At 71.2% G+C, this 15,440-nt stretch carries 18 protein-coding genes; 8 read left to right on the top strand and 10 right to left on the bottom strand.

Features of this window, described 5'->3' with window-relative positions:
• The first annotated feature begins 279 nt into the window (after positions 1 to 279).
• Positions 280 to 894: a hypothetical protein gene (locus tag AB0F52_RS33240; RefSeq protein WP_360179648.1), complete on the top strand. Its 615-nt coding sequence runs from the start codon at positions 280 to 282 to the stop codon at positions 892 to 894.
• A 6-nt stretch (positions 895 to 900) separates the two neighbouring features.
• Here the strand turns inward: AB0F52_RS33240 and AB0F52_RS33235 are convergent, their stop codons facing one another.
• On the bottom strand, positions 901 to 1,206 hold the full coding sequence (locus AB0F52_RS33235) for a hypothetical protein (protein ID WP_360179646.1): 306 nt from the start codon (positions 1,204 to 1,206) through the stop codon (positions 901 to 903).
• A 121-nt stretch (positions 1,207 to 1,327) separates the two neighbouring features.
• Here AB0F52_RS33235 and AB0F52_RS33230 point away from each other — a divergent pair, with 121 nt between their 5' ends.
• Both AB0F52_RS33230 and AB0F52_RS33225 read left to right on the top strand, forming a co-directional pair.
• A complete protein-coding gene (locus AB0F52_RS33230) occupies positions 1,328 to 2,233 on the top strand; it encodes a hypothetical protein (protein ID WP_360179644.1) in 906 nt (301 codons plus the stop codon).
• Between the two features lie 86 nt (positions 2,234 to 2,319).
• Entirely contained in the window at positions 2,320 to 2,757 is a 438-nt protein-coding gene (locus AB0F52_RS33225) for a L,D-transpeptidase (protein WP_360179642.1), read from the top strand.
• On the opposite strand, the gene AB0F52_RS33220 is transcribed toward AB0F52_RS33225, so the two are convergent.
• Together AB0F52_RS33220 and AB0F52_RS33215 are read right to left on the bottom strand one after the other, a co-directional pair.
• On the bottom strand, positions 2,712 to 3,155 hold the full coding sequence (locus tag AB0F52_RS33220) for a hypothetical protein (protein WP_360179640.1): 444 nt from the start codon (positions 3,153 to 3,155) through the stop codon (positions 2,712 to 2,714). The genes AB0F52_RS33225 and AB0F52_RS33220 overlap by 46 nt on opposite strands.
• Complete coding sequence (locus AB0F52_RS33215) at positions 3,152 to 3,589, bottom strand: hypothetical protein (RefSeq protein WP_360179638.1); 438 nt, start codon at positions 3,587 to 3,589, stop codon at positions 3,152 to 3,154. The genes AB0F52_RS33220 and AB0F52_RS33215 overlap by 4 nt, the downstream gene beginning before the upstream one ends.
• A gap of 106 nt (positions 3,590 to 3,695) precedes the next feature.
• Between AB0F52_RS33215 and AB0F52_RS33210 the strand changes: the two genes are divergently transcribed.
• The gene (locus tag AB0F52_RS33210) at positions 3,696 to 5,057 is read left to right on the top strand and encodes an NAD-dependent succinate-semialdehyde dehydrogenase (RefSeq protein WP_360179636.1); all 1,362 of its coding nucleotides are present in this window, start codon (positions 3,696 to 3,698) and stop codon (positions 5,055 to 5,057) included.
• 149 nt (positions 5,058 to 5,206) lie between these two features.
• Positions 5,207 to 5,653: a hypothetical protein gene (locus AB0F52_RS33205; RefSeq protein WP_360179634.1), complete on the top strand. Its 447-nt coding sequence runs from the start codon at positions 5,207 to 5,209 to the stop codon at positions 5,651 to 5,653.
• 148 nt (positions 5,654 to 5,801) lie between these two features.
• Here the strand turns inward: AB0F52_RS33205 and AB0F52_RS33200 are convergent, their stop codons facing one another.
• Together AB0F52_RS33200 and AB0F52_RS33195 are read right to left on the bottom strand one after the other, a co-directional pair.
• Positions 5,802 to 6,767 carry a hypothetical protein gene (locus AB0F52_RS33200; protein ID WP_360179632.1) on the bottom strand — a complete coding sequence of 322 codons (966 nt, stop codon included), beginning with the start codon at positions 6,765 to 6,767 and terminating at the stop codon, positions 5,802 to 5,804.
• Positions 6,768 to 6,809: 42 nt separating this feature from the next.
• Positions 6,810 to 9,650, bottom strand: coding sequence for a BTAD domain-containing putative transcriptional regulator (locus AB0F52_RS33195; RefSeq protein ID WP_360179630.1), 2,841 nt, complete (start codon positions 9,648 to 9,650; stop codon positions 6,810 to 6,812).
• A 116-nt stretch (positions 9,651 to 9,766) separates the two neighbouring features.
• On the opposite strand from AB0F52_RS33195, the gene AB0F52_RS33190 reads away from it, so the two are divergent.
• Both AB0F52_RS33190 and AB0F52_RS33185 read left to right on the top strand, forming a co-directional pair.
• Positions 9,767 to 9,910 carry a hypothetical protein gene (locus tag AB0F52_RS33190; protein WP_360179628.1) on the top strand — a complete coding sequence of 48 codons (144 nt, stop codon included), beginning with the start codon at positions 9,767 to 9,769 and terminating at the stop codon, positions 9,908 to 9,910.
• Between the two features lie 161 nt (positions 9,911 to 10,071).
• Positions 10,072 to 10,443, top strand: coding sequence for a DUF742 domain-containing protein (locus AB0F52_RS33185; RefSeq protein WP_285993139.1), 372 nt, complete (start codon positions 10,072 to 10,074; stop codon positions 10,441 to 10,443).
• Here the strand turns inward: AB0F52_RS33185 and AB0F52_RS33180 are convergent.
• On the bottom strand, positions 10,430 to 11,260 hold the full coding sequence (locus tag AB0F52_RS33180) for an alpha/beta hydrolase (protein WP_360179626.1): 831 nt from the start codon (positions 11,258 to 11,260) through the stop codon (positions 10,430 to 10,432). The two genes, AB0F52_RS33185 and AB0F52_RS33180, sit on opposite strands and share 14 nt — an antisense overlap.
• Positions 11,261 to 11,323: 63 nt before the next feature.
• Positions 11,324 to 11,947, bottom strand: coding sequence for a TetR/AcrR family transcriptional regulator (locus tag AB0F52_RS33175; protein ID WP_360179624.1), 624 nt, complete (start codon positions 11,945 to 11,947; stop codon positions 11,324 to 11,326).
• Between the two features lie 31 nt (positions 11,948 to 11,978).
• Between AB0F52_RS33175 and AB0F52_RS33170 the strand changes: the two genes are divergently transcribed.
• Positions 11,979 to 12,839, top strand: coding sequence for an SDR family NAD(P)-dependent oxidoreductase (locus tag AB0F52_RS33170; protein WP_360179622.1), 861 nt, complete (start codon positions 11,979 to 11,981; stop codon positions 12,837 to 12,839).
• Here the strand turns inward: AB0F52_RS33170 and AB0F52_RS33165 are convergent.
• The 3 genes from AB0F52_RS33165 to AB0F52_RS33155 are packed head-to-tail and all read right to left on the bottom strand — an operon-like array spanning position 12,836 to position 15,290.
• The gene (locus tag AB0F52_RS33165) at positions 12,836 to 14,476 is read right to left on the bottom strand and encodes a hypothetical protein (RefSeq protein WP_360179620.1); all 1,641 of its coding nucleotides are present in this window, start codon (positions 14,474 to 14,476) and stop codon (positions 12,836 to 12,838) included. The genes AB0F52_RS33170 and AB0F52_RS33165 overlap by 4 nt on opposite strands.
• The gene (locus AB0F52_RS33160; protein WP_360179618.1) at positions 14,476 to 14,790 is read right to left on the bottom strand and encodes a hypothetical protein; all 315 of its coding nucleotides are present in this window, start codon (positions 14,788 to 14,790) and stop codon (positions 14,476 to 14,478) included. The genes AB0F52_RS33165 and AB0F52_RS33160 overlap by 1 nt, the downstream gene beginning before the upstream one ends.
• Positions 14,787 to 15,290, bottom strand: coding sequence for a YbaB/EbfC family nucleoid-associated protein (locus AB0F52_RS33155; protein ID WP_360179616.1), 504 nt, complete (start codon positions 15,288 to 15,290; stop codon positions 14,787 to 14,789). Before AB0F52_RS33155 ends, AB0F52_RS33160 begins: the two co-directional genes overlap by 4 nt.
• Between the last annotated feature and the right edge of the window lie 150 nt (positions 15,291 to 15,440).

Here is a 15,440-nt window from a genome sequence, read left to right as displayed (position 1 = left end):
TCCCGGCTCCGGCGGGTTCGCGAGATCCAACCGGGTGGCGGCGATCCGCGCGGGCGGAAGCGGTATCGGCCTTGCGTGCTGGGACTTGCACGGTGGGAGCAAAAAAGTTCTGTTTCCAGGAGTGCGCTGCCATAACGGCGCGCCCGGAGAGAAAAAATCACTCGTTGTCTCGACGGGAAATCCGCCCGATCACAAGTTGGGGAAATGTCGGCCGGCGGCACTCGCCACGCCGCCCTTGCCGCGACACTGGAGGCAAAACCGCTGGAAGGGTGGTGTGTGGTGAACCTCGTCGCCTCGATCGTGTCGCTGCTGGTGTCGGTCGGTGCCCTGGTGGCCGCGATCTGGTCCACCTTCCGCAGCCGCGATTCCTCGATGAAAGCCAATTCTCTCCGAGTGACGACCGAAGTGTTCCAGAAGGTCGGCTCGGCGGAGTTTCGCGAGCACCTGGCGAGAATTATGAGAGGTCCGGAGGAAGTGCCTTCGCAGAATGGCGGTATCGAAGCGCTGGCGCCGGAGTACCGCGACAGCGTCTATTCCGTGTGCTACTTCTTCGACTACCTCGGGGTCCTGCTGGCTTTCGGGTTGATCGAGCGGGATCTCGTCATCGGGTCGCTGGGAACGCACATCGTGCGCACCTGGTCATTGCTGGAGCCCCACATCGTGGCCGAGCGGGAGCACCGCAGCCAGGCGTACCCCGCCGACGCACCGGCGGGGTTCCTGCGCTACTTCGAGTCGCTGGTCGCACTGGTCCGGCGGTCGGGTGGCCGATCCGCCGGCGAGGTGATCACCCGCCGGCTCGGCTTGCCGGAGCTCGGCGCTCCAGCCGCGCGGCGCGGCCGCCGGTTGAGCCCGCGAAGGCGTGGTTCGAGCCGGACCGTCGTCCGGGCGAAGTGACGCAGGTCACTCCCCGCGCATCGAGCGGCGGATCTCGGCCAGCCGGTCCTTGGCCGCCTGGTCGCGGTCCGCGATCTGCTTGTCGAGGGTCTCGGCGGTGTTGTCGGTGCCGAGACCGGCGACGTCGACCGAGCCGAGCGACGTGGTGTACCGGTTCTCGATCTTGTCGCGGACGAAGTCGAAGCTGGGCACCCCGCCCTCGCTGTAGTCCGGGTCCGGCAGCGGCGGCGACGGGATCGCCAGCGCCGCGGTGGGGGTGTCGTCGACGATCTCGCCCTCGACCACGTTCGGGTCGCCGTCGGGTGTGCTCATCTCCCGACCATAGCGCCGGTGTGGGCAGTCCGGCCGCGGCCAGTGGGTAATTCGGCCGTGGACCGGTCCGGCGCGGTGGGGAATTCTCGATGCGCACAGCCGGTGTCCGGAGGGAGCAGACATGAGTGCCGGGGCCTACCACGCCGAAACGGCGGAGATGGGGACGATCGCCCACGCGGTCGAAGACGTCGGGTCGTCCTTCCTGTCGGCCACCCGCGACCTGGAAGGCCTGGTGCTGGACGCGTTGTCGTTCGCCGGGATCGGCAGCGGTGTCGCGGCCGCGAACTCGGCGTTGCACTCGACGCTGGGCAGCGCCCTGCAGAAGCTCCTGCACCTCCTGACGAACGTGAACCAGAACGTCCGGACGGCCGCGGAGGGGTACCGCGCCGCCGACTCCGACGTCGCCCGGGCCTACGGCGGTGGCGGGCAGGGTGGGGGTGGTGCCGCCGCCGCGGCGCCGCAGCAGCTCGACCCCCGGGTCGTCGACTCGATCATGCGGTCCGAAGGCGCGACGGGGGAGCAGGGCGGCGTGCCCGAGGCGTACGGCTTCCGGCAGAACATGCACAACGGTTACGACCGGATCATCGCCGCGCGCGAGCAGTACGGGATCGGCAGCGCCGAGGAACGCGCGGTCGTCGCCGACCTGATGACCGCGAACGCCCGCACGGCCGGTGCGCTCAACTTCACCGATCCCGGCACCCAGGCCGCGATCATGTCCGGCGCGCACATGCGCGGCGCCGGCGGCGTCCGCGCGATCCTCAACCACATGGCGGGCGAGGACATCGTGCGCAGTTCGCGGACGCTGGGCGACGCGACCATCCAGCACGTCCAGGGGCTGACCCCCGAGCAGTTCCAGCAGGAATTCCGCGACGCCCGCGTCGAATACGACCGCCAGGTCTACGGCGGGACGAGCACCACCCAGGGCGGGCACACGCAGAACTGGTGGGACCGCTACGGCACCGGCCTGACCCGCCGCTACGACCGCGAGCAGGCCGAATTCCTCGGGCTTTCGCAACCGCAGAACTGATTTCCGCATTCTTCGGACTCGCCGATTCGAAGATCGCCCGAGTGGGCACTCTCTTTGTGTAGCCGAACGACAACGGGAGGCACACGATGAACCGGAGGATGATCGCACTACTGGGCGGGGTCGCCGCGATGGCGGGGACCGTGGCGTTCGCGGGAACGGCCGAAGCGGCGCCGACGCCGTGCAGTGCCGAAGCGAAGGCCTGCGTCCAGCGCAGTTCGAATACCGCGTGGCTGACCGACGGCGCCGGGAACGTCACCTACGGCGGCGTCCCGATCACCGTGGGGCTGCCGAAGTACCCGACCCCGCTGGGGAAGTTCCACGTGCAGTACAAGGACATCGACCACTACAGCAAGCAGTTCAACGGGCCGATGCCGTACTCGGTGTTCTTCACCACCACCGGGGTCGCGTTCCACCAGGGCAGCCTGAAGGTCAAGTCCCACGGGTGCGTGCACCTTTCGCACGACGCCGCGGTGACGTTCTACAACTCGCTGCACCCGGGTGACGTCGTCGAGGTCGTGTCCTGATCCGTCCGATCCGGACGGTCGAGGAGCGCGCCGACGACGGCGCCGAACACCAGGTGATCCAGGATCTGCGGCCCGCGTGCCAACGCCCGCACGGCGGGGTACGCGCGGGCCGCGATCCCGAGGTCCAGCGCCGCGATGGCCAGCCCCGCGAGCGCGCCGCCGCCGGCCCCGAGCCGGTGGTGCCGGGCGATCGCGGCGAGCACGCCGGTCCAGGCGGCGGAAACGATCACGTGCGCGATCAGCCCGGCGGCGACGCCGGGCCGGGTGCGTCGACCCGGCAGCAGGGTGCCCGCCGCGCGGGTGGCCGCGAGGATGTCACCGCCGGTGAGGACGGCGTGCGCGGTCGACGGTATACCGCTCACCACGGCGGCGACGGCCCCCGCTCGAGCCGGTGTCATCCGGCCAGGTACGCCGCCACCCGGATCCGCAGGCCGCGGACGCGGGGGAGCGCGATGGTGAACGCCCGCGCCGGCCGGTAGCCGGGCCAGAGGTCGCCGTGGGTGCAGGGGCCGGCGAAGTACACGAACCCGTCTTCGTCGTCGTAGTGGCCTGGAGACCAGACGGCCGCATCACCCGCGTGGCGGTCCGGGCAGGCGGCCCGGGCGATCCAGTAGACGTCCTTCTTCATGACGCGGCGCAGCTGCGTGGCGAATTCCGCCAATTCGGCTGCCGGCAGGCCGAGACCGCGTCCGCTCCACACACGCGGTGTGCGTTCCGACGTGCGCGAGGGGCAGCCGAAGGTGACCGCGGCGGCGGTGTAATACCGGTTCCAGCGCGGGTTTTCCGGGGCCGGTGCGGCGAAAGCAGGTCCGCCGGTGAGTTCCAGCGTCACGGGGGGAACGATAGTCGATCAAGCGGCCGCGGGTACCGCCGCGCGGGTGTCGATCACTGCTCACATAGTGTATACAGTATCCAGTAGTCTGACGAAGGAGGCCGCTTTGTACACAGTCACCAATCCGGCGACGGGTGAGCTGGTCGACGAAATCCCGAACGCGGCCGACGAGCAGGTCCGCGTCGCGATCGATCGGGTGCACCGCGGGTACGCGGCCTGGCGGGCCCGGCCGGTCGCCGACCGCGCCGCGATCGTGCGGCGCGCGGCGGAGCTGTTCGCCGAGCGCGCGGACGAGCTCGCCGCGATCATGACCCTGGAGATGGGGAAGCGGATCAACGAAGGCCGCGGCGAAGTGGGCGTCGTCGCCGACATCTTCCGCTACTACGGCGAGCGCGGCCCGGACCTGCTGGTGGACGAGCCCCTGGCGATCCGCGGCGGCGAGGCGGTGCTGACGAAGGAGCCGATCGGGGCGTTGCTGGGCGTGATGCCGTGGAACTTCCCGTGCTACCAGGTCGCCCGGTTCGTGGCGCCGAACCTGGTGCTGGGCAACACGATCCTGCTCAAGCACGCGTCGATCTGCCCGCGGTCGGCGGTCGCGATCGAGTCGGTGTTGCGGGACGCAGGTGTGCCGGCGGACGCGTACGTGAACGTGTTCGCGTCGAGCCGCCAGGTGCCGTGGATGCTCGCGGACCCGCGTCTCGCCGGGGTGTCGCTGACCGGCAGCGAGCAGGCGGGCATCTCGGTGGCGGCCGAAGCCGGGCGCAACCTCAAGAAGTGCGTCCTGGAACTGGGCGGCTCGGACCCGCTGATCGTGCTGGACACCGACGACCTGGCCGAGACGGTCAAGATCACGGCGACGGCCCGGATGCGCAACTGCGGCCAGTCGTGCAACGCGCCGAAGCGCATCATCGTGCTGGGCGAGCTGTACGAGGAGTTCGCCGACCGGTTCGCCAAGCGCGTGACGGAGTACTACGTCCCGGGCGACCCGGCGGACCCGTCGACAACGCTGCCCCCACTGGCCTCGACGGCGGCGGCGGACGAGGTGGCGGCCCAGATAGAGACGGCGATCCGCGAAGGAGCAACACTCCGCGCGGGCGGCCACCGCATCCCGGGCCCGGGCGCGTACGTGGAGGCGACGGTCCTGACGGAGGTGACGCCCGGGATGGCGGCGTACCACGAGGAGATCTTCGGCCCGGTGGCGCTGCTGTTCCGGGCGGAGACGGAGGAAGAGGCGGTGACCCTGGCCAACGACACCCCGTTCGGCTTGGGGGCGAGTGTGTTCGCGACCGACCGAGCCCGCGCGGCCCGCGTGGCCCGGAAGATCGAGGCGGGAATGGTGTACGTGAACAAGTCGGGAGGGTCGGAGGCGGATCTGCCGTTCGGTGGGATCAAGCGGTCGGGGATGGGGCGGGAGCTGGGGCCGCTGGGGATCGAGGAGTTCATGAACAAGAAACCGATCCGCCTCTGACCGGCGGTTTTATCGCGTCCAGCCCCGCCAGGCCGTCGTCAGGTCGCAAGCGCCCACCCTTGACAGCGCCGAGACGGTGCTGGAGACGGCAGGGACGAAGACGACGGGTTAGCCTGGCCGCCGCTCAGTGAGTCGGCCAGGAGCATTTGATGAAGGACGAGTATGCGCACCCTCGCTGGGGTACCGAGTTCGACTGGCTTGCAGTCGACCCCTCTGGCTCTCTTGCCGTGCTCACTTCCGCCGGGTACGGCCCAGTTCCCAAGGCGGTCAGGGATCACGTTGAGTCCGTCGACGCGGCCCTGGGCCTGATCAACACCTGGCCCTACGTGGGTGGCTCCATCAGTCGGCCCAGCGATACCGGTGATTACGCCGACTGGCGAGATCTCGCGGCCAGAGGCTTCTACGCCTACGACTGGAAGGACTCGTCCGGGCCGTACGCCCGGCTCGCAGTGCCAACGACACCGCTCACAGTCGACAACCTGACTGACGAATGGATCACGCAGATGGTCGTTCTGGCCAGGTTCACAGTCGACTTCGCATCGGCCACCCAGCTCAACCTCGCCGACCTCGCCGACCTAGCCGACCGAACCGCATAACCACACCGACCGCGGCCAACTTCTCGAACACGCCATCAGAGGGTGGGGAGGGCGCAGGAGGCGAGGCCGTCACCACGCGTTCGGCCCCGCCAAGCCGTCCTCAGGTCGGCTGCCGCGGCCGGCGGGGCTTGAACACGCGGTTGGCGCCCTACTTCTTGACCGACTGCATGCAGTAGGTGGTCACCGCGAGGGAACCCTGCATGCTCCAGGAAGCCGCCTGGTCCGAGCCGGGGAAGTCCTTGCAGATCTCCTCGACCGTCTTCGACAGGCCGTCCATCTTGGTCAGGCCGTCCACCTGGCCGAGGACCTTCGCCGCGCCCTTCTGGCAAGGGGCGAGGTGGAGCTCGTCGTTGGCGCCGGTCGCCATGCACTCGCCGATGGCGGGCTTCCGGTTGTCCGGGTTCTTCAGATCCTCCAGGCACAGGACCTTCGACGACAGGCTGCCCTGCCGCTTCCACTCCATCGAGGCGGCCGCGGACGGGACCTTGACGCAGGCCGCGGTCGTGAGGCCGCCCAGCGCGCCGCCGTCCTCTACACCGGCGACCTTGTAGGCCGCCTCCGGTCCACAAGGGACCTTTTCGGCGTGGGCGGCGTCGGAGAGGTCTCCCTTGACGCAGTCGCCCACCAGCGGCATGCCCTTGCCCGGGTTCTTCACGTCCTCCAGGCAGAGCAGCGTGCCCTTCGAGGCCTCGACGCCCTCCCAGTACGCGACGGTCGCGGTCGGGAACCGGTCACAGCCGCCGCCGATGGTCAGTGCCAGCCGGGACTGGTCCGGGACCTTGCCGACGATCTTGTAGTTCGCCTCCGGGCCGCAGGCCACCGAGGTCACGCTGTCGGCGTTGTCCGCGTTGCCCTTGAGGCAGTCGCCGACGTTGCTGCTCTTGGGCGTGGACGAAGTCAGCCCGATCACGACCACGATCGCGAGGAACACGAGGGGAATGCCGAGCCGCAGCGCGAGTTTGAGGCCACCGCCCTTCCTGGGCGGCAAGCCGAGCGGCGGAGGCGTCGGGTACGGCGCTGGCGGGTACTGCGGCAGGGCCGCCCCCGGGGTCGGGGGCCGGAAGGGATTCGCTTCCGGCGCGGGCGGCTGCGGTCTGTCTTCGGGCATCGTCATGAAAGGTCCCCCCCAGGTCTGAACATGATTGCCGGCCGAATCCTAACCGGAGGTCAGGCCGTCGCCGGAACGCCCGGCGCAGGACGGCTCAACTCCCTCGCCGAGCAGGACGCGCACCTCCTCGGCCTCCGGCGCCCTCAACTCCGTGTACGCGGCCAACGCCGCTTCCAGCTGGGACGTCGCCTCGGCGTGGTTCCCGGCAGCCCGGTGGGCCACCCCCAACCCGTGCTGGGCCAAGGCACGCTCACGGAGGTGGCCACTCCGGCGAGCCAGCGCCAACGCCTTCTCGTACAACGAAATCGCCTCCGCACCCGACTTCGTCGCCGCCAGGTCGTTCAGGGCCGTGACCTCCAGGTTCGTGTTCCCGCCGACCCGCGCGAACTCCAATGCGCGGCGGAAGTGGTCGTCGGCTTCGCCGGGGCGGCCCAAGCCCGCGTACGCGCTGCCCAATGCCGCCAGGACCGGGCCGCCCAACCCCGCTGAACCGAGGTTCTCGGCGATGCGGCCGCTTTGCCGCAGGTACTCGACCGCCTTCGCATGGTTGCCGCACCAGCGGTGGTGTTCTCCGATGTTGCACAGCGCGATTCCCTCCAGCAGCGCGTGGCCCGTCCGGCGCGCCGCCTCGTGGGCCAGGTCGAGCTGTTCGCGGGCCTCCGGGCGGTGGCCGCGGATGTCTTCGATCGTGGCGATGCTGTTGCGGGTCATGCTTTCCAGCAAATCGTTCCGCTGCCGCAACGCCAGGGAAAGGGCTCGCTCGAGGTGCTCGGCGGCCGTGTCGAAGCGGCCGAGGAAGATCAAGGTCATGCCGACCGCGTGGTCGGCGAATCCCCGTTCGCGCGTGCCGGGGCGCGTCAGCGCCAGCGCGGTCGTGTGCAGGGTGAGTGCTTCGTAGTGGTGCGCCCCGATGTGCAGGTATCGCCAGAGCGTCGCCGACAGGCGGACCACGTGCCCCGCCAGCGCCTCCGGGGCGCTCGTGGCCAACGCCACCATCGTCGCCCGCTCGGCGTCCAGCCACGCGCGCGCGGCCTCGTCGGACGCGAAGGAAGGGCGCGGCCCGGCCACCGGTGGCCGTACGTACGGCTCGTGGGGCGAGAACAGGTCCGCGGCCGCCGATGCCGAACTCAAGTAGTGGTCGAACAGCCGGGTCGACGCCGTCAGCCGAGTGGCGTCGTCGTCCGTTGTCGCCACGAGCTCGGCGGCGTAGAGCTTGACGAGGTCGTGCATCCGGAAGCGGCCCGGTTGGTGCTCATCGAGGAGGTGGGCCGCGCACAGCACGCGCACGGCCCGGGCGTTCCCGAGCAGGGCGGTCGCGGCCGCGCGGCCGATGTCCTCGGTGGGCACCAGGCCGAGGAGGCGGAACGCGGAGGCGGCGGCCGGGGAGAGGGAGCGGTACGAGGCGTCGAACACCGCCCGCAGGCTCGCGGCCAGCTCCCCGGTGTCCAGGGCGTCCAGCCGGCTTTCGCGCAGTTCGGCGGCCAGCTCGGCGAGCCGCCGCCGCGGCTGGGCCGCGACGCGGGCGGCGACGATCGCCAGCGCCAGGGCCAGTCCGCCGCACTGGCCCAGGATCTCCTGCGCCGCTTCGGGTTCGCCGGCGAGCCGGGCCGCGCCCAGCTTGTGCGCGAGCAGCTCCCGCGCCTGGTCTTCGTCGAGGGTGCGCAGCGGCAGCGCGCTCGCCGCGTGCGTGGTGAGCAGGCCGCCGAGCTCGTGACGGCTGGTGACGAGCACCGAACAGGACGGTCCGCCGGGCAGCAACGGGGTCACGTGCCGGGTGTCGCGGGCGTTGTCGAGCACCACGAGCAGCCGGCGGCGGGCCGTGAGGCTGCGGTAGAGCGCCGCCTGTCCGTCCGGCTCCGGCGGGATCGACGCCGGTGCGACGCCCAGCGCGCCGAGGAAGCCGCGGACGGCGCGCTCCGCGGGCACCGGTTCGTGCGCCGGGTCGAAGCCGCGGAGGTCGACGTACAACTGGCCGTCGGGGAACCGGCTCGCGTGGTCGGTCGCCCACCGCACGGCCAGCCACGTCTTCCCGAGACCGCCCGCGCCGGAGATCACCGCGACAGCGCCGTCGCGGGTCAGCATCCGGTCGAGGGCCGCCAGCTCGGCGGTGCGGCCCGAGAACGAGGGCGCCGCGGCCGGGAGCTGCCGCGGTTCCGGACCGGTGCCGGTGCCGCTGCCGGTCAGGATGCGTTCGTGCAGGCCGCGCAGCCGCGGGCCCGGGTCGGCGCCGAGCTCGTCCGCCAGGCGGGCCCGGACCCGTTCGTATTCCCGCAGCGCGTCGGCCGGACGGCCGTCGAGGAACAGCGCCTCGACCCGCTGGGCGGCCGCCCGTTCGCCGCCGGCGTCGGCATCGACGGGCCGGGCGAGCACGGCGGCGTGGGCGCCGGTGCGCAGCCGCAGGTCGTCGCGGTCGAGCACGGCTGCCTCGTGCTTGCGCTCCAGCTCGCTGCGGACACCGTCCACCCACGGTGAGTCCAGGTCGCTGAGCGGCGTCCCGCGCCACAGCGCCAAGGCTTCGTCGTACAGCGCGAGGGCGGCGTGGTCGTCCGCCGTCGCCCTCGCCCGCCGGAGCAGGCTTTCGAACCGGTGGACGTCCACCGCCAGCGGATCGGCGACGAGGAGGTAGCCGTCACGCTCGCGCTCGATCGTCACGCCGTCCAGCGCGCTCAGCAGCGCACGCAGCCGCGAAACGTACGCGTACAGCGAGTTCTTCGGCTGCCGCGGTGGCCGCTCGCCCCACACGCGGTCGATGAGCCGGTCGACCGGGACGGCCCGGCCGACGTCGAGGAGCAGCGCCGCCAGCACGTCACGCTGCCGCGCGTGCCCGATGTCGAGCCGGGTGCCACCGGCCACGACCTCGACGGCACCCAGCACCCGCAGTTCCACCACGCCCGATCCCTCCCAGCTCAGGCGTAGCGGATCGGCGTCCGCCGGGCAAGGTCTGTTCAAGATTTTCCCAACGCCCCCGGCGCACCGTGACGGCACGGACGACCAGGGGAGCCGAGATGATCACCGACGCCTACCTCCGCGCACGCATCGCCGAGGTCCAGCAGGAGTTCGCCGCCGCGCGGTGGTGGCGGCGCCGGATGACGCGCCTGCTGGCCCGCACCCGGAAGGCACGGAAGCCGGCCGTGTTGTCAGAACTCTGATAATCCCGCTGGATGACCTTCGCCCGGCGGAGTGGTGTCGCTCAACGGCGCCACCCTGACCTGGAGTTTACCGTCCGTTAGCCTGTTCGGTCGATTGCGGTGGAGTCGATCACGGTGTCGAATAATCGCCTACAAGGATTAATCGCCGTGAGGAGCTGGCTGTGCACTGGGGGACCGCGCTCGAAGACGGAGGAGCGGCGGGGCTCGTCCGTCCGTATTTCCGCACCCATGGCCGGACGCGCCCGACGCGGGACCTCCCCGTCGAGACGCTCGTCTCGACCACCGCGCGCGGGCGGGCCATGACGCGCGGGAGCACGCCCGAAGAGTCGGAAATTTGCGTGCTGTGCCGCACTTCGCAGTCGGTGGCCGAGGTGGCCGCGCGGCGGCGGCTGCCGCTCGGGGTGGCGCGGGTGCTGCTCTCCGACCTCGCCGACCGCGGTCTCGTCGCCGTGCACACCGCGAAGCGCGGCAACGGCAACCGGCCGAGCATGGACCTGATGAAGCGCATCCTGCACGGCCTCAGCCGGCTGTGAACCCCCGGACCAGCCGCGCGAACTCCGCCGGCTGGTCGAGCGGCAGCAGCGTGTAGCTGTCGGCCACCTCGACGAGCTTTCCCTGGGGCAGCAGCCCGGCCAGCCGCCGGCCGTGTTCGAGGGGCATCACGCGGTCCTCGGTGGCCCAGACGACCAGCGCCGGCCGGTCGAAGCCCGGCAACCGCCCGGCCGCCTCCACCAGGATGCCCGGTGCGGCGGCGGCCGCCCGCAGGACGCGGACGGTGTCCCGGCGGACGCCGGCCTGGGTCAGCAGCGGCCGGATCCAGCGGGCCGTGACGGCGTCGCCGCGTTTCGTCAGCCGGCCGAAGGCGATCGGGAGCCGGCGCACCGCGCGCAGCCGCATCTGCTGCATGAACGCGCCGAACAGGCGTGGCGAGAGCTTCCCGGTCAGGAACAGCGTTTTGCCGGTGAGGCCGGGCGGGAAGTTGTCGAACGCGTCGCAGGACGCGAGCACGACGCGGCCGACCCGCGCGGCGTCGTCCGCCATGAGCAGCTGCACCAGCGCGCCGCCGGTGTCGACGCCGACCAGGGTGACGTCCCGCAGGTCGAGCCGCTCCAGGAACTCCGTGAGCAGTCTCGCGAGGCCGGGCATCGACAGGTCGGCGTCGTCGCGCATCGGATGCCGGTGTGCGCCCAGCGGCAGTGTCGGGACGACGCACCGGAGGCCGTCGAGGGCCGTGACCGGACCGTCCCACAGCGAGCCGTCCATCAGCAGGCCGTGGACGAAGACGACGGCCGGGCCCGCCCCGCCCGTGTCGGTGTACTCGATGGTGCCCGCGGACAGCGCGACCTGCATGTCAGCCTCCCAGTGACGTCCCCTGGGCAGAAGTGAACCACGTGGTTCGCAAACTGTCGAGGATCAGGGCGCGGCTTCCTCCCGTTCGACCGCCCGCAGCAGCGCCGCGACGCCGGCCGCCGCGCCTTCGCCGTCCGGGCTGGTCAGCAGATCGACGAGGAAACCCCGCAGCGTCGCGAGGATCATCTCGGCGACCTCGAGCTTGCGCCGCTCCGGCCAGTGCGGCGGGCAGAACGACACCAGCGTCGGCAGGTACTGCTGGGACGCGCCCCGGCCGAGCGCGGCGTACCGGCCCGGGTCGTACATCGCCAGGCCCATCGCCTGGTCGAGGACGCGCCGCAGCTGCGTTTCCTCGTCGCGGAGGCTGACCCAGGCGGCCCGGACGCGCCCGGCGAGCGTCGGCGACTCCGCGGTGACGGCCGTCAGGGCGTTGCCGATCCGTCGTTCACGCAACGCGAAGACCACCTGCCGCAGCAGGTCTTCGGTGCCTTCGAAGTGGTAGAGCAGCACCTTGTGCGTCGTCCCCGCCGCTCGGGCGGCCCGCCGCAGCGAGAAGTCGACGAGCCCGTTCTCGGCGACGTCGTCGGTGATCTTGGCCAGCAGGTCCCGGCGCCGGGCCTCTCCGCGGGGCGACCCGGCCGAGCGGCGGTAGCCGGGCCGGGCCGGGTCGTCGGTAGCGTTGTCCACGAAGGACAGCTTGACACGGGGAGGGGCCGCGGTGCGGGTATTGGTGACCGGGGGCAACGCCGGGATCGGCTACTTCGCCGCCGAGCAGCTGGCTTCGGCCGGCGCGGAGGTGGTGATCGGCAGCCGCGACCCGGTCAAGGCGCAGGCCGCGACCGAGTCGATCCGGGCGCGGGTCGCCGGGGCGAAGGTGGCGTACGTCCGGCTCGACCTGGCCGACCTGGGCTCGCTCGAACCGGACGTGGGGGTGCTGGACGCCGTCCTGTGCAACGCCGGAGTGGCCCTCGACGCCCCGCCGCGACGGGAAACCGCGGCCGGGCACGAGCTGATGTTCGGCACCAACCACCTCGGTCACTTCGCCCTGGTCGCCCGGCTGCTGCCGGTGCTGGCGCCGGCCGCCCGGATCGTCACCACGGGCAGCTTCGCGGCGAAGTCGGCTCACCTCGACTTCGCCGACCTCCAGAGTGAGCGTGACTACCAGCCGAAGCGCGCGTACGAGCGGTCCAAGCTGGCCCAGATGCTGTTCGCGCTCGAGCTCGACCGGCGGCTGCGGGCAGCGGGCGATTCGCGGCTCAGCGTGCTCGCCCACCCCGGCGGCGCGCTCGACTCGCTGACGCCGTCACGGCCGCCGGTGCACACGCGCACGAGCGGCGCGTGGCTGCGCGGGCTGCCCGCCCGGCTGGTGTTGCACGGCAAGGACGCCGGGGCGCGGCCCGCGGTCCGCGCGGTGCTCGGCCCGGACGTCGAGGGCGGGCAGCTGTGGGGCCCGCGCGTGTTCGGCCTGCGCGGCCGGCCGCGGCTCGAACAGCGGTGGGCCAACCTGACCGACGACGCGGCCGCCGCCCGGTTGTGGACGGAAAGCGTGGCGCTGACCGGGCTGGAGCCGCTGGGCTAGGAGTCGTCGTCCCCGCCGGTGACGTTGCCGATGCTGGCGGGCACTCCCTTGATCATGTCGACGACGGTCTTGCCGGCCAGGCCCGACTTCCCGAACCACGGGTCGGTCATGACCTTGACGGCCGACTCGAACTTTTCGGCGCCCTCCTTGCCGAAGAGCTTGCCGAGCTCGTGCACGGAGAAGTTGCTGATCTTGTCGAACTTCTGCATGATCTCGGGCGTCACACCGTCCATTTGGGACAGCTTGGTCTTGATGACGTCGGTCATCTGATCGGTGAACGGCTTGTGCGGCTTGGGTTCCGGGGTGGCCGAGGAGGGCGCGGGTTCGGGCTTGGGCTCGGGGGTGGTGTCGGGCTTGGGTTCGGGCTTGGGTTCCGGGGTCGTCGACGACGAGGGCGCGGGTTCCGGTTTGGGCTCGGGCTTGGGTTCCGGTGTGGTGTCCGGTTTGGGCTCCGGCTTCGGTTCCGGGGTCGTCGAGGAGGACGAGGGCGCGGGTTCCGGTTTGGGCTCGGGCTTGGGCTCGGGTGTGGTGTCCGGCTTGGGCTCGGGCTTCGGCTCGGGGGTGGCCGACGAGGGAGTGGTGTCCGGCTTCGGTTCCGGGGTGGCCGACGAAGGGGTGGTGTCGGGCTTGGGCTCCGGTGTGGTGTCCGGTTTGGGTTCGGGCTTCGGCTCGGGGGTGGCCGAGGAGGGAGTGGTGTCGGGCTTGGGTTCCGGTGTGGTGTCCGGTTTGGGTTCGGGCTTCGGCTCCGGAGTCGCCGACGAAGGCTTGGGTTCCGGTTTGGGGTCCGGCTTCGGTGCGGGTGCCGGGTCCGGCTTCGGGGTGGGTTTCGGGGTGGGTGTGGGGGTGAGGCTGCTCGTCGGGGGCTTGGCCGCCGCCAGGTCGTCGCCCGCCTTGCCCAGCTTCGTCAGCGCCTTCAGCAGTTCGCCCAGCTGCTTGGCCAGCTGGGCCAGCTTCGCGCCGATCTTGCCCAGCGCCGTCGCCACCGTGCCGATCGTCGTGCCGATGAAGATCGCGATCGACGCCCCGAACGTCACCGGGGCCAGGGCCGCCGCGATCAGGGCGCCCTTGATGATCGTCGCCAGGAGCATCGCGATCAGGTCGCGGAGGATGCCGCGGAACGCGCCGACGATGCCGCCGGCGATCTTCATGTTCTTGCCGGCCTCGTCGAGGTAGCCGCCGAGGGAGCCCAGCTGCTGGGTGACCGCGTCCATGTCCTTCTTGAACTGGTCCGCGGCCTGCCCGCTCCAGTCCTTCATCAGCGTGTCGAGCGCCTGCTGGTGGTCGGCCGACCACTGCTCCAGCTTCTTCTTCTCCGCCGTGAGCGCCTCGCTGGCCGCCGCGATGCCGATCGGGTCGCCCATCAGGATGTCCAGCGGCCACCGCAGGATCGTGATGTGCTCGATGAGCCAGCCGATCCCGGCCGTCAGCAGGCTGCCGATCGGGTCCAGCACGAGACCGATGGTCTCCAGCGCCATGCCCGCCGAGCCGATGCCGATCGCGACCTTGTCGTGCTCCTTGACGGCCTTGTCCAGGCCGGTCGCCGCCTCGAAGAAGCCCGCGCCCGCCGCGCGGTTGTCCGAGTTGAACAGGTCCGAACCGTGGAGGCTGACGTCCTTGCTCTGGTAGTCGTCGCCCACTATCCGAACCTCACGATCGAGTTCACGGCGTCTTCTTCGCCCGACTGGTAGCGCTTCGCCGCCTCGGTGACCTTGTCGGCGAACTCGCCGACGGTCTTGGCGTACTCGCCGAACTGGTGGTGCGCCTTGTCGGTCCAGGTGCTCGCGCCGGCGGCCATCAGCTGGCACGCCGGGTTGATGCCGAACATGCCGGGGTCGCAGGTCATGCCGCCGACGAGGTCCGCGGTGCCCTGCAGGTTCTTCTGCAGCTCGTCGAGGTGCTTGCCGAAGTTCGCGAGTGGCTCCGAGGAGACGCGGAAGCCGCCGCCGGTCACCAGGGGTTCGATTCGTCGTCGGGACGGTCGTCGGCCGCGGGACGCCGCCGCGGCGCGGACGGCGGTGACGGCGGGGCAGGCGGAGCCGGTGCGGGCGGCGGGGCGGTCTCGGCGCTCTCCGGCGCCGCGAAACCGCCGTCCGGCGGCGGGTCCGGCGGCAGGAAGGACCGGACCATTTCGGTCGACTCGCCGTCGCCGTTGATGGTGGCGAAGGAATCCGCGACGGCGCGGGCGGTCTGGCGCTGCGCGTCCCGCACCGCGCCCATGATCGCCGCGGTCAGCCGCGCCGGGCCCAGCTCGCACGCCCGGTGCCCGAGCTCGAGGTTCGTGAGCGCGCCGTTCGGGGCGAGGGTCACGGTGACCGAGCCGTCACGGGTGCGGACCGTCGCCCCGGCCGAGGAAAGCGCTTCGTTCAGCGCGGCGGCTTTCGACTGCATCTCCCGGACCTGCCGCTCGAGCAGGAGCTGGAAGTCTTCGCCTGGCCCCAGGTTCGGTTGCACGAAATCGACTCCTCGACGCGCCGGCCCACTCGGCCGGATCCCATGAGCGGCAGGTTAGCGCACACCGGATGGTCATCCGGTGTTAGCCGTGAGTCTGCCTGGATGTCTCCTGGATGGTGCCCGCGGACACCCGATCGGGGTTTGACCCGG

This window comes from Amycolatopsis sp. NPDC024027, from assembly GCF_040638975.1.
Taxonomy (GTDB): Bacteria; Actinomycetota; Actinomycetes; order Mycobacteriales; family Pseudonocardiaceae; genus Amycolatopsis.
Note: the sequence above shows the minus strand (reverse complement) of the source record. Positions and strands in the feature narration are given on the sequence as shown.

Bases quoted from the DNA above. Each gene is read 5' to 3' on its own strand.
- AB0F52_RS33235 (WP_360179646.1), bottom strand. From the start codon at position 1,206: ATGAGCACACCCGACGGCGACCCGAACGTGGTCGAGGGCGAGATCGTC.
- AB0F52_RS33230 (WP_360179644.1), top strand. From the start codon at position 1,328: ATGAGTGCCGGGGCCTACCACGCCGAAACGGCGGAGATGGGGACGATC.
- AB0F52_RS33225 (WP_360179642.1), top strand. From the start codon at position 2,320: ATGAACCGGAGGATGATCGCACTACTGGGCGGGGTCGCCGCGATGGCG.
- AB0F52_RS33220 (WP_360179640.1), bottom strand. From the start codon at position 3,155: ATGACACCGGCTCGAGCGGGGGCCGTCGCCGCCGTGGTGAGCGGTATA.
- AB0F52_RS33205 (WP_360179634.1), top strand. From the start codon at position 5,207: ATGAAGGACGAGTATGCGCACCCTCGCTGGGGTACCGAGTTCGACTGG.
- AB0F52_RS33200 (WP_360179632.1), bottom strand. From the start codon at position 6,767: ATGACGATGCCCGAAGACAGACCGCAGCCGCCCGCGCCGGAAGCGAAT.
- AB0F52_RS33190 (WP_360179628.1), top strand. From the start codon at position 9,767: ATGATCACCGACGCCTACCTCCGCGCACGCATCGCCGAGGTCCAGCAG.
- AB0F52_RS33180 (WP_360179626.1), bottom strand. From the start codon at position 11,260: ATGCAGGTCGCGCTGTCCGCGGGCACCATCGAGTACACCGACACGGGC.